Consider the following 12,425-nt stretch of genomic DNA (forward strand, 5'->3'; position numbering starts at 1 on the left):
CCAAGAAAGCCTCCTACATCCTGTAAGAGGCGCTTATTTTCAGCCGCTGATATGCACTGCCTGCTTATGGGTAAATAAAAGCAAGCCTTCCAAGCCAAAAGAATACCCTAAACCCGATAATTTCCAGCCGCCAAACGGCGCCGCAGGCGATAAATCAGAATGGCTGTTAATCCAGACCGTCCCCGTTTCCATTTGGCTGGCAATCTGTTCCGCTTTGGCCAAATCCGTGCTCCAAATTGAACCGCCTAAGCCAAACTGCGTATTATTGCTGCGCTCCAGCACTTCATCAACGGCATTAAATTTAATAATCGGCAGCACCGGGCCAAACTGCTCCTCATCCACTAAAGCAATGCCTTCCTGCACATTGGCGATTAACGCAGGCGCAATAAAATATCCATGATCCGGCAGCGCTTTTGACGCCGTCAAAACCTGACCGCCCCTCGCTACGGCATCTGCAATCAGCGCATTCACTTTGTCATACTGCATTTTATTCTGTACTGGGCCAAAGGTCACTTCAGGATTCGCGCCATCGCCAATCACTTGCGCATTTGCAATCTGCACCAGCTTTTCAGTCAAAGCCTCATAAACACTTTCATGCACATACAGCCGCTTCAGCGCTGCACAGGTTTGCCCCGCATTTAAAAAGGCAGAGGCAAAAATGCCTTGCGCAGTACGTTCCACATCAGCATCCGCCAAAACAATGCCGGCGTCATTGCCGCCCAATTCCAGCACCACGCTTTTCAGCGAGCTGACCGAATGGCTTAAAATGCTCTGTCCAGTACGTGTCGAGCCTGTAAAAGTCACTTTCGCAACATCAGCATGCTCCGTCAGCGCCTGCCCAATCTCACCTTTGCCTAAAACAATGCTGCACACGCCAGCAGGCACATGGCGGTTAATAATTTCCACCAGCTTGATGGTGCTGAGCGGCGTATATTCTGATGGCTTGTTGATGACGCAGTTTTTAGTTTTAAGCGCAGGAAAGATATGCCACACTGCAATCATGAACGGCCAATTCCACGGCGTCACAGAAGCAACCACCCCCAATGGGCGGTTATAGACTTTAATGGTTTTACCCTTAGGTTCCTGTATCGTTTCTACGGGAATGTCCAAACCTGAAAGATAATCAATCCAGCTGGCGCCAGCATCCACTTCAAACTGCGCCATGCCGATGGTTTTGCCTTGCTCCAAGGTAATCAGTTGCGCTATTTCATCTTTTTCCGCACGGATATCAGCCGCGATTTTTGCAAAAGCCTGTTTAACCGCATCATCTGATACATTTTTCCAAGCTTTAAATGCCTGCAATGCAGTGCGAACTGCATCATTGACCTGTCCCGCTGACGCACTGGCCACTTCTGCAATAACACTTTCATTGGCTGGGTTGATGACTGCAAAGCTTAATGCCTGCCCCTGAATCTGCTGTCCGTTGATGATTAAATCTGTATGCATCGCTCTTCCTTGTTTATGGTCTGACAATACCTAGCATTCTAGCGGTGTCGATCTGCACCGAAGTCATCCCAAAGGATGATTTTTCCAACTTCTCTGCCTTTTTTCAGTTCCATCCATTGACTTGAAAATAAGCGTACTATTAAATTTTTAATATTTATTTCAATTACATAAAGAATTAAAAATAGTTAACATATTTAATAATTCATAACTATACTGAATCTGATGCTAAATGACAAACTTTCCATCCAGATCAAATAAAAACCGCCATCATCGACGGCGGTTTTTTATTGGACACGGCAAGCCCTCAAATGAATAAGCTCAATTGACTTGGCGTTAAATCCGGCTGATTTTCAGCTGCTCCCGATACGGCTTATTGCTGTTGAGCGGCATCATTCTGCTGTTTATTTTTCAAATTTTCATTTTGTGCAACTTTAGGCTGATCTTGCGCTGCTTTAGCCCGTTCCGCCGCTTCACGCGCTTCTATGCGTTTCAGCATTTCAGCCTTTTGCTGTGCATATTTTTCTTGATTTTTGGCGTCACTGTTCACAGCTAAAATAGCCATAGTGACGAGAAAAATTGGAATCAGCAAACCCAGCGCCATCAAAATAATGACTTTTTTCTTACTGGTTTTCGCTGCATTTGACTGTGGCTGCTGCATACCCATTTACCTGCTATATCACTGCATTTAAAGTTTCGAACGCTAATATAACAAATTCATCTGAAATTGCGCGTCATTGAATAGATGCTTCCACCATTTTACATCCGCAAAAAAAAGCCGGCATAGGCTGCCGGCTTGGATAAAATAGGCTCCAAAATTTATCTAAACGTGTTAAACACTCAGCTGAATCTGCGCCAGCACCTGTTTTAAGACTGCAGCATAGTCATAACCCTCGTTTGGCTTATTTACCATACGCCACGCGACATAACCATCTGGACGCACCAGCACCGCGCCTGCTTCAGGCACTTCCGATTTGGCATTCCATGCGCCATACACATCACGGAATTGGCGCGAACCAATTTGAACCACGTCTAAATAAGGCAATGCCAATGCTTCAGCAGCCGCTTTCCAGCCAGTGCCCGAAAGGCCTGTCATTAAGGTAAAGCGGCCTTTGCCGCTAATATCCAAAGTCGAACGCTTTTGCCCTTTGGCATCCACCAGCCAAGCATGCGGCACTTTCGCGCCTGGGCGCGTAGTCGCTTGCAGATGCAATTGCGGGTCTTGCAGGAAGACTTCTTCATCCGATTCTGCAACCACAGCATTGGATGCATAGCGCTGGTTCAATTCTGTGCCCTGCGCATTAAACTCATAATGTTTAATCTCCAGCGCTTTAAATAATTGCTCACGGATTTCTGCCGCTTCCTCTGTTTCTGCAAAAATCCGATCCAGCATTTGCGCCTGCGTGGTCACCCCTTGATCAAAACCAAATACATCTTTTAAATGCCTATAGTCGAAACGGGATTGGTTGGCGCGGGCGACGATCTGCTTGCCGACTGGCGCCCGTTCCTCAGTATAGGATGCCAGCAGACTTGGCTGCGCCCAGCCTTTCACCGCATAAGCCAGTTTCCACGCCAAATTAAAAGCATCCTGCATGCAGGTATTCGAGCCTAAGCCGCTGGATGGCGGATGACGGTGCACAGCATCGCCGCCGCAGAATACGCGGCCGACCGAATAGTTGGCTGCCCAAGTCTGATTGACATACCAGTAAGACACCTTCTGAATTTCAACATCGTCAATTTCAGTTCCCACAAAAGCATTTAAACGCGCACGCACCTGTGTTTCTGTCACCTGTGGTTCGCCCTGTTCAATGTCAAAGCCCCAGCCCATAATCCATTCATCCCACGGACTGATGGCGCGGAGCAATCCCATGCCGATATCCCCAAAGCCGGCTTCAGGATTCACAATCCACTGTAAAATAGCGGGACGGTGCTGCACATATTGCGACAGATCTGCTTTAAACGTTACATATACCGTACCCGCACGCGACATCACCCCTTCCAAAGGCAAATTCAGCTGCTCAACGATTTTTGAACGCGCGCCATCCATGCCCACTAAATATTTGGCGCGCAGGCTAAATTCCTGACCTGTAATTTGATTGATAAAAGCTGCCGTTACACCATCGTCATCTTGAGTATGCGACAAATACTCGGTATTAAAATGATAAATCGCGCCGCGCTCACCGGCATTCTTTACCAGCAATGCTTCCATTTTCGGCTGAATCAAATCGACCAAAGGGCATGGACTGCCCTGCACATAATCACCATGGCGTTCATCGCCTGTTCCCCACGCGCTCATGCGGGCAATTTCTTCGCCAACAAGGCTGGTGGTAATCAAGCTTTCCCCCATCTCTTGCCACGGCGTCGCAATGCCTTTGACTTGTTCTTCTACACCTAAATCGCGCAGCACTTCCATCGCGCGCTGATTGGTAATATGGGCGCGCGGGCTATTGGCGAGCCAATTAAATTGTGTAAAGAGCTGCACTTTAATGCCATAGTTCGCCAAAGCCAAACCTAAAGTAGAGCCGGCAGGCCCAGTCCCCACAATTAAAACGTCCGTATCGTATTGCTTCGGCATATCAAGCTCCGCATTTGAATTACTGTATAGCTTTGGCCTACAGGCCAAAAGCGCTGCTAAGCAGTTTAAAAAAGTTTGAAGCTGCGCCCCACACCCAGACCTCTAAACGATAGTTGCATATTTTTTTCGTCTGCTTGAATGCATACTCATTTGAATTTGAAGCCGCGTTTGGCTGCAGATTCTTTTTAATTTTTCAACGGTCATACGCTATGGAATTGCGCCATTTAAAATATTTTGCAGCAGTTGCAGAATACGGCAGTTTTACCAAAGCAGCAGAACAGCTGTTTACCGCTCAGCCGTCCCTAAGTCAGCAAATTAAGGATTTGGAAGCAGAGGTTGGCGTACAGCTGATCGACCGCTCCAGCAAGCAAATCAAATTGACCGATGAAGGGCGGACTTTTTTAAAGCATGCTTTAAATGCGATAGAAAGCGCCAATTTAGCCGCGGCGGCCGCTCAGCAGGTGGCGCATCAAAAGAAAAATCAAATTCATATCGGTTTTTTAAATGTGGCGGAATTAAAAATCATGCCGCTGATTTTAGAAAAGCTGAAAAAGCAGCTTCCCAATATCAGCATTCATATTCAAAGCCTAACCTGCCTAGAGCAGATTCATAAACTGAAAAAATCTGAGCTGGACATCAGCTTTACCCGTTTTGCACTGCAGCATGACGACTATGACAATATTCAGCTGATGACCGAGAAAATCTATTTAGTGGCGTCCAAAAAACTGCACAGCAGCGGCCATACGGTAACGCGCAACTATTTAAGCAAGCAGAGCATCATTATGTGCGAACAAGGCGCCTCCCCGGTATTTTATGAAAATATTCATCAAATCATTGCGCTGGAACAGCTGCCGCAGCGGCAGATGCATTGGGTCACCAATGTGCTGCAGCATATCAATCTGATTAATATGGGCATGGGCTACAGCTTTGCGCCAGAATACCTGCTGAAGTTTTTAAGTGAGGATGTGCAGACCGTCGCAACCGATTTTGAAATCACGCCGCTGCATCTGTATGCCAGTTTCAGAAAAAATTCCAGCCATCAGGCCTTGCAGATGATTTGCCGGGAATTAAAAGCCGCAACAATACACTAAAAATCATACAAGGAGCCAATGCTCCTTGTATGATGGCAATCTGTTGTTTAATTAGCGGTCATCAAGTCATGAATCTCATCCGCCAAAGCCGGAATATTATTAGAGAAGACCGTTGAATGCGTTTCACCCGCGAAAGGCTCCAGCCGGACATCTGTACCCAATCCATCCATATTGACCGCCAAATCCGTCGTAATATCCACTGGAACCGTCGTATCCGCCTCGCCCTGATAAATCACTACAGGCTTATCTAATTTGACCATTCCCGGTGTATTATCATTCAGATATTGCCCAATATCCGGATCAGTTAAGAAATTTGGCTGCAAAGCCGTATAGGTAAAAAATTTGCTGTAATCTGTTCCCATATATTGCTGCATGTCTGCGGCGAATTTTATCCCCAGCTCTGGTGAACAAATGCTTTCCGCCAATGCAGCGATAGGAGCTTTTGCCGGCAGAAATGACTGCGCATATTGAAATGCTGGCGTTTCAGCTTTAATGCCTGAACTGACAATGGCCGCATAAGCGTAGGCTGTCGCTGCAATGCCGATGGCCTGGCCAAATGCGGCAGCATCCCCCGCGCTTAAAGCTGCTGCCGCTTTGTTTTGCGCCGTATTTAGATCTTCATCCAGTGTTTCTGCTAAATAAGAAGCAGGCGCAATGGCTACAGTGCCTTTAAAATTATAGCCCAGCAGCGCTTGCTGGTACTGAGCCGCCGCCAAGGCCGCATGACCGCCCTGAGACCAGCCAATCACACTCCAGTTTTTAGATAAATTTCCATACTGATCATGCGCAGCTTTCACCGCTGACAGAATAGATGTTGCCGCGCTTTCCAGATTCAAATAAGGGTGCGGAACTGCAGTATTGCCCAAACCCTCATAATCAGGGGCAACAACAGCATACCCTTTAGCCAGTAAAGCTTTCACTAGAGCCTTTTCAGAGCCCGCTAAAACATTCTGAGATGGAGCGCATCGGTCAGCAGCGCCTGTTGTGCCATGCGCCCAAACCACAACAGGCCAGCCACCTGAGGGTGCAGCGCCAGCAGGAATAAAAATTAAGGTTGTTGCATTAATCTCCTTGCCTGCGACACTTTGCATTTTATAAGTCAAAATTTCATGTTTCGCCGCCAGTGCAGACACATCGGGATCCACTGCATAAGCGTTTATATTAGAAGACCATATATTCCAGTCCTCGTCATCTCCACTGCCGCAAGCCGTTAAAAATAAGGCTGAAGAATATGCAGCCGCCAACAAACTTTGTTTAAGCACCTGATTCATTTTTCATGTCCCTTTCTTGTTATTCGCCGGAATCTCATCACGAGATTTAAATAATTAAGCATAAAAAAAGCACCTCAATTAGGTGCTTTTCGTAATATGCGTCAATATATTATTTATTTTTTGTAAATTGCATCACACTTTCTTATGCACATATTTCATAAAACCGCAAAGAAAATGCCGATAAAGATAATAAGCCCAACCCAGCGGTTATGGCGGAAAGCCCAAAAACAGCGCTGCGGATCGCGGTCACGGGTTTTGGTCCATTGATAGATAAAATCAGCAGCCACAGCCAGTAACGCCAGCAAACCAAATGGCAGCAGCAAGTGTTCTAAATACAGTGCCGAACCAATCAGTACAATACTTAAAGCCTGCAGTGCCGAAATAATTTCAATGTCATATTTGCCAAATAAAATTGCGGTGGATTTTACGCCAATTTTTAAATCATATTCACGGTCGGTGATCGCGTATTGCGTATCATACGCCACCGTCCACGCCAAATTGCCAAAGTATAAAAGCCAGCAGGTTAAATCTAACGGTTTGCCTATTGCTGTAAAGGACATTGGAATTCCCCATGAAAAAGCCATGCCTAAAACAACCTGAGGCAAATGCGTATAGCGCTTCATAAAAGGATAGATAAAAGCGAGAAAAAGCCCGCCTAAAGCACAATAAAACGTTTCAATGGGCAGAAACAGCAACATGCATGCACTAGCGAAGACTAAAGCAAGAAACACATAAATGGCTTCTTTTGCAGAAATAATGCCTGTTGCCAAAGGGCGGGTTTTGGTGCGCTCAACATGTGCATCCACTTTGCGGTCGGCAAAATCATTGATGGCGCAGCCAGCCGCACGCATAAATATCGTGCCTAGTACCATCGGAATCAGAATACCAATTGGCGGTATGCCCTCTGCTGCAATCCACAGCGCCCACATGGTCGGCCAAAAAACCAATTCTGTGCCAATCGGCTTATCAAAACGGCAGAGGTAATAATAGGCTTCTAGACGTTCACGCCAAGTAATTTGATGCACAGCTGTCATAACGATCCTTAACCTGCAGAATGTTGCTTTTGCAAATACTGTTCAAAACTTTCCAGAAAAGTTTCCTGCACAATGAATTTGCAGCCGTGCCAAGTATAACAGCTCTGCCGAGTCCAGCCATCTTCAAGCCAAATCACACGGCGTTCACATGCTGGGTTTGTGCGCTGAAACAAAAAAAAGCCAATCGGTTTAGTGCCAATATGCTTAAATATCCGCGCGCGCTGCTGCAAGCTCAAGATCGGAAAAATGCTTTTGGCTTTCACCCAAGGCTGTTCTTCACAGCCGTATAAATAGCTTTCACGCACCCAGGATGTGTGCTGATAAGGCATTTTCATCCATTTTGCATCGATAAAGTTCAGACGCTGAAAATGTTCTTTTACCGGCTGAACCATAAATTTTCCATCTGCTAAATCAGTCAGCTGCTGGGTCAATGAACCTGACGCATACAGCCATGATTTCAGTTCAGCGGGAATATGCTGCATAACTCTACCTGTAAAATATCTGTTTAACGCTTTTTGTTGGCGCATCATTGAACATGGTTAATTCGATCATTAACCATTGTCTGTTTTTGCAATCACTTCAAATTTGCCGCTGGGCATTTTTTGTAAAATCAATCCTTCACTGCTCAAATAAAAGCTTTGAGGATAATCATATTGCAAAGCCAGTTCAGGATTTTTTAATGCCACAAATTGCGCCTGCTTATAGCCTTCAGGAGTACGGCCGACTTCTATATAAGTCACTTCTGAAAAATTCAGCTTGAAGCCTTTTGCATGATCCTTGGGGTCATTCCAAGGGAAAAACCCTGTATGCTTTTTACGCTGCGCCATAAATTTGGATGCCATATCTGAAACGTATCAATGCATGATACAAAAAAACCCGCACAAGGCGGGTTTTTTTTACAGTTGTGATTCTAGGTCTAAAGACCGGAAGAATTACAGGCTGTAGTACATGTCGAATTCAACAGGGTGAGTTGTTGTATTTAAACGGCGAACATCTTCACGTTTAAGTTCAACATAAGCACCCAGCATTTCTTTAGTGAACACGCCGCCTTTAAGAAGGAATTCGTTGTCCGCTTCAAGAGCATCAAGCGCCATTTCCAAGCTGTGAGCAACAGTTGGAATTTTTGCTTCTTCTTCAGGAGGAAGATCGTACAGGTTCTTGTCAGCAGCTTCACCTGGGTGAATCTTGTTTTGGATACCGTCAAGACCAGCCATCAGCAATGCAGCGAAACCTAAGTACGGGTTCATCATTGGATCAGGGAAACGCGCTTCGATACGCTTGCCTTTCGGGCTAGATACGTAAGGAATACGGATAGAAGCAGAACGGTTGCGCGCTGAGTAAGCAAGCATGATCGGCGCTTCAAAGTGCGGCACTAAACGCTTGTACGAGTTTGTAGAAGGGTTCGTAATTGCGTTCAATGCACGAGCGTGCTTGATTACACCGCCGATGAAGTACAGCGCCATTTCAGAAAGGCCTGCATATTCATCACCAGCAAACAAGTTCTTGCCGTCTTTAGAGATCGACATGTGAACGTGCATGCCTGAACCGTTATCGCCAACCATTGGTTTAGGCATGAAAGTCGCAGTTTTTGCATATTGGTGAGCAACGTTCCAAACAGCATATTTGAACTGTTGAACTTCGTCAGCTTTGCGAACCATCGTATTGAAGCTTACGCCGATTTCTAATTGGCAAGATGCAACTTCATGGTGATGAACTTCTACACGGCCTGGGCCCATGATGTCTTCAATTTTTGCACACATGTCTGCACGCATATCTTGTGAAGAATCTACAGGAGGTACTGGGAAGTAGCCGCCTTTAACGCGTGGACGGTGGCCAGAGTTGCCCGCTTCGTAGTCTTTACCAGTAGACCAAGCCGCTTCTTCAGCAATCAATGTATGGCGCGCGCCAGACATATCGATGTCCCATTTTACTTCGTCAAATACGAAGAATTCTGGTTCTGGGCCAAAGAATGCTGTATCACCGATACCTGTAGATTTCAGGTATTCTTCTGCACGGCGAGCGATCGAGCGCGGGTCACGGTCATAGCCTTGACCAGTAGATGGCTCAATTACGTCACAAGTTACAACAACTGTTGCTTCAGCGAAGAACGGGTCAAGGAAGCAAGTTTCTGCATCTGGACGTAAAATCATGTCAGATGCTTCGATGCCTTTCCAGCCGGCAATTGAAGAACCGTCAAACATTTTGCCGTCTTCAAATGTGTCTTCGTCGATTGTATCAGCAGGGTAAGTTACATGCTGCTCTTTACCCTTAGTGTCAGTAAAGCGAAAATCGACCCATTTTGCGCCACTTTCTTGGATGAGTTGAAGGACCTTGTTCGCCATGCTCATTTTGCTCCGATGTTTTTTTGTTGCACTTGCTAAGTGCGTGTTAGCAGTTGGCAGTTATAAAGCAATTACCGTACCAACTTTTAAAAACAAAGATAATATATTGAATTCCTTATCAGAATTAAAGATTACGCTGCTTTGCTTTGTGTCTATTATACTGAGTGCCAAAGTAAATGCACCATATTCAAACACTCTCATTTAATTTTGTTCAAAAAGCGCCACAACATGTTCCAATTTGGTGCAATCATGCATATCCACTTATTCCTGCGCCTTTTACGCTGCGGTATTTCCGCATGCATGCATTTAAATAGCCTGAATAAAATCAATACTCATCTTTTTGTTTAATCTTCAATACTTAAGGCATCTTGTTTAATATTTTTAAGCGCTCAAACCCCAGCTCTCGGCAGGTTTGGCGCTGTAAATTCAGACATTCAAATCATCCAAGGCTGAAGCTGTATTTTTTCGGTAAAATAATGCTGAAAAAAGATGCAGGCAAAAAATGCACCTTTTGAGTGAATATTTCTTTCCAGCAGTGTTTTATCCAGATTCTGCACATCAGCAATTCATTTTGCTGCTCAACAATTATTCCCCAGCAGTTAACTGCAATCCATTTAATGACTGCAGCATTTTCTCTAAATCGTGAGCTGCTCGCAGGACAGCAATTGCATGTTAGACATGAATGACTGCCGCATCCATTTAAGCGGTTGCCTGCTTGAACAGCGGCGTTAATCAGCAGCCATCAGGCCAATTAGCGCCAAATCTGAATATCACTAAAACCTAATAGCGATATCGGCAGAATCCACGAGGCCACGCCCCTGTTCCTCGAAATAGTTCAGCCGAAAATGATTATTTTTTGCTATGATGACTTGCGCTCCATTTTCCTGATTTATTTATCTTTATATAAATAATCAATGCTGCATTTCTCCAGCAAGGAAAACTGTGGGCCGCTTTGGACTAATCAAGCACAGTTAAGTGCGTAATTTCAATAGGTTAAGCTCATGCTTTTAATGATCGACAACTATGACTCTTTTACCTACAACATCGTCCAGTATTTTGGCGAGTTAAATCAGGAAGTAAAAGTAGTGCGTAATGATGCCGTGACTTTAGAAGATATTGAGCGATGGCAACCGAAGTATTTGGTCATTGGCCCAGGCCCTTGTTCGCCAAGTGAAGCAGGTATTTCTATTCCTGCCATTCAGCATTTTGCAGGCAAGATTCCATTGCTGGGTGTGTGTTTAGGCCACCAAGCCATTGGACAGGCTTTTGGCGGTGATATTATCCGCGCAAAAAAAGTCATGCATGGCCGCTTGTCTGACATGTATCACAGCGATAAGGGCATTTTCAGTAATCTGCCTTCTCCATTTTCCGCAACGCGCTATCACTCTTTGGTGATTGATCAGGCGACGCTGCCAGAATGCTTAGAAGTCACCTGCTGGACCAATGAAGAAGATGGCTCCATGGAAGAGATTATGGGGGTAAAACATAAGACATTGCCGGTTGAAGGCGTGCAGTTTCACCCTGAATCTATTTTAAGCCAGCACGGCCATCAGATTTTCAAAAACTTCTTAGAAATTTACGCATAACAGAGCGCATCCAAGATTATGAATATTCAGCAAGCTTTAAATAATATTACGAAAAATATCGAACTCACTCAGCCGCAAATGGAAGAAGTGATGCGCACCATTATGAATGGTGATGCAACAGACGCGCAGATTGGCGCACTGATGATGGGCCTGCGCCAAAAAGGCGAAAGCATTGACGAAATTACCGCCGCAGCCCGTGTCATGCGTGAGTATGCCATTAAAATTGATGTCAGCGATTTGCCGCATTTGGTGGATATTGTCGGTACTGGCGGCGATGGCCAAAACCTGTTTAATGTGTCTACAGCTTCTTCTTTTGTCATTGCCGCTGCTGGCGCAAATATTGCCAAGCATGGCGGACGCGGCGTGTCCTCTAAATCAGGCTCTTCTGACCTTTTAGAACAGGCTGGCATTAACCTTGATTTAAATATGCAGCAAACTGAGCGCTGCATCCGTGATTTAGGTGTCGGCTTCTTATTTGCGCCCAACCATCATAAGGCCATGAAATATGCTGCTGGCCCGCGTAAAGAACTGGGCTTCCGCAGCATTTTCAACTTACTCGGCCCGCTTACGAATCCGGCTGGCGTTAAGCGTTTTGTGATTGGGGTCTTTTCTACTGAGCTGTGCCGCCCAATTGCAGAAGTTTTGAAACAGCTGGGCGCAGAACATGTCATGGTGGTGCATTCTAAAGACGGCTTAGATGAAATCAGCCTTGCATCTTCTACCTATGTGGCAGAACTGAAAAACGGCGAAATTACCGAATGGGAAATTCAGCCTGAAGCGGTGGATATAGAATCTCAAACTTTAACCGGCTTATCTGTAGACAGCTCTGCAGAAAGCTTGGCGCTGATTAAAAATGCGTTGGGCAAAAAGAAAACAGCGATTGGTGAAAAAGCGGCCAGCATGATCGCATTGAATGCTGGCGCGGGCATCTATGTATCAGGCCTGACCACCTCATATAAGCAAGGCGTGGCCTTGGCGCATGACATCATCTATGGCGGTCAGGCTTTAGAAAAAATGGATGTGCTGTCTGAATTTACCAAAACGCTAAAACAATACGAAGCTTAACCGGTCAAGGAAATTTAA

11 protein-coding genes are annotated in these 12,425 nt (G+C 45.5%); 3 read left to right on the plus strand and 8 right to left on the minus strand.

All coding sequences use genetic code 11. From position 1 onward, the window contains the following. Positions 1–39 precede the first annotated feature (39 nt). The 3 genes from F941_RS11210 to F941_RS11220 all read right to left on the minus strand — a co-directional run bounded on the left by F941_RS11210 (position 40) and on the right by F941_RS11220 (position 4,018). Complete coding sequence (locus F941_RS11210) at positions 40–1,446, minus strand: aldehyde dehydrogenase family protein (protein WP_005011275.1); 1,407 nt, start codon at positions 1,444–1,446, stop codon at positions 40–42. 370 nt (positions 1,447–1,816) lie between these two features. Continuing rightward, positions 1,817–2,110 carry a hypothetical protein gene (locus tag F941_RS11215; protein WP_018572570.1) on the minus strand — a complete coding sequence of 98 codons (294 nt, stop codon included), beginning with the start codon at positions 2,108–2,110 and terminating at the stop codon, positions 1,817–1,819. Between the two features lie 165 nt (positions 2,111–2,275). Continuing rightward, positions 2,276–4,018: an FAD-dependent monooxygenase gene (locus F941_RS11220; protein ID WP_005011281.1), complete on the minus strand. Its 1,743-nt coding sequence runs from the start codon at positions 4,016–4,018 to the stop codon at positions 2,276–2,278. Positions 4,019–4,227: 209 nt separating this feature from the next. Between F941_RS11220 and F941_RS11225 the strand changes: the two genes are divergently transcribed. Next, on the plus strand, positions 4,228–5,109 hold the full coding sequence (locus tag F941_RS11225) for a LysR family transcriptional regulator (protein ID WP_005011283.1): 882 nt from the start codon (positions 4,228–4,230) through the stop codon (positions 5,107–5,109). Between the two features lie 47 nt (positions 5,110–5,156). Here F941_RS11225 and F941_RS11230 read toward each other — a convergent pair whose 3' ends face one another. From F941_RS11230 to glnA, 5 genes are all read right to left on the minus strand, one after another. After that, positions 5,157–6,380, minus strand: a complete 1,224-nt coding sequence (locus F941_RS11230; protein WP_005011286.1) for an alpha/beta hydrolase family protein — start codon at positions 6,378–6,380, stop codon at positions 5,157–5,159. Positions 6,381–6,535: 155 nt separating this feature from the next. Then, on the minus strand, positions 6,536–7,414 hold the full coding sequence (gene ubiA / locus F941_RS11235; protein ID WP_005011288.1) for a 4-hydroxybenzoate octaprenyltransferase: 879 nt from the start codon (positions 7,412–7,414) through the stop codon (positions 6,536–6,538). An 8-nt stretch (positions 7,415–7,422) separates the two neighbouring features. Further along, entirely contained in the window at positions 7,423–7,896 is a 474-nt protein-coding gene (locus F941_RS11240; protein WP_005011290.1) for a chorismate--pyruvate lyase family protein, read from the minus strand. 69 nt (positions 7,897–7,965) lie between these two features. Then, positions 7,966–8,241, minus strand: coding sequence for a hypothetical protein (locus F941_RS11245; protein WP_005011292.1), 276 nt, complete (start codon positions 8,239–8,241; stop codon positions 7,966–7,968). 105 nt (positions 8,242–8,346) lie between these two features. Next, positions 8,347–9,762 (minus strand): type I glutamate--ammonia ligase, encoded by a 1,416-nt coding sequence (glnA, locus tag F941_RS11250; RefSeq protein ID WP_018572573.1) that lies wholly within the window; start codon positions 9,760–9,762, stop codon positions 8,347–8,349. Between the two features lie 995 nt (positions 9,763–10,757). Between glnA and F941_RS11255 the strand changes: the two genes are divergently transcribed. Then, entirely contained in the window at positions 10,758–11,342 is a 585-nt protein-coding gene (locus F941_RS11255) for an anthranilate synthase component II (protein WP_005011298.1), read from the plus strand. 18 nt (positions 11,343–11,360) lie between these two features. Next, the gene (gene trpD / locus F941_RS11260) at positions 11,361–12,407 is read left to right on the plus strand and encodes an anthranilate phosphoribosyltransferase (protein WP_005011299.1); all 1,047 of its coding nucleotides are present in this window, start codon (positions 11,361–11,363) and stop codon (positions 12,405–12,407) included. The last annotated feature ends 18 nt before the right edge of the window (positions 12,408–12,425 follow it).

It is taken from the genome of Acinetobacter bouvetii DSM 14964 = CIP 107468 (assembly GCF_000368865.1).
GTDB lineage: Bacteria > Pseudomonadota > Gammaproteobacteria > Pseudomonadales > Moraxellaceae > Acinetobacter > Acinetobacter bouvetii.

Coding starts and splice junctions, on each gene's coding strand:
- F941_RS11210 (WP_005011275.1), bottom strand. CDS start 1,446: ATGCATACAGATTTAATCATCAACGGACAGCAGATTCAGGGGCAGGCA.
- F941_RS11215 (WP_018572570.1), bottom strand. CDS start 2,110: ATGGGTATGCAGCAGCCACAGTCAAATGCAGCGAAAACCAGTAAGAAA.
- F941_RS11220 (WP_005011281.1), bottom strand. CDS start 4,018: ATGCCGAAGCAATACGATACGGACGTTTTAATTGTGGGGACTGGGCCT.
- F941_RS11225 (WP_005011283.1), top strand. CDS start 4,228: ATGGAATTGCGCCATTTAAAATATTTTGCAGCAGTTGCAGAATACGGC.
- F941_RS11230 (WP_005011286.1), bottom strand. CDS start 6,380: ATGAATCAGGTGCTTAAACAAAGTTTGTTGGCGGCTGCATATTCTTCA.
- ubiA (WP_005011288.1), bottom strand. CDS start 7,414: ATGACAGCTGTGCATCAAATTACTTGGCGTGAACGTCTAGAAGCCTAT.
- F941_RS11240 (WP_005011290.1), bottom strand. CDS start 7,896: ATGCAGCATATTCCCGCTGAACTGAAATCATGGCTGTATGCGTCAGGT.
- F941_RS11245 (WP_005011292.1), bottom strand. CDS start 8,241: ATGGCGCAGCGTAAAAAGCATACAGGGTTTTTCCCTTGGAATGACCCC.
- glnA (WP_018572573.1), bottom strand. CDS start 9,762: ATGAGCATGGCGAACAAGGTCCTTCAACTCATCCAAGAAAGTGGCGCA.
- F941_RS11255 (WP_005011298.1), top strand. CDS start 10,758: ATGCTTTTAATGATCGACAACTATGACTCTTTTACCTACAACATCGTC.
- trpD (WP_005011299.1), top strand. CDS start 11,361: ATGAATATTCAGCAAGCTTTAAATAATATTACGAAAAATATCGAACTC.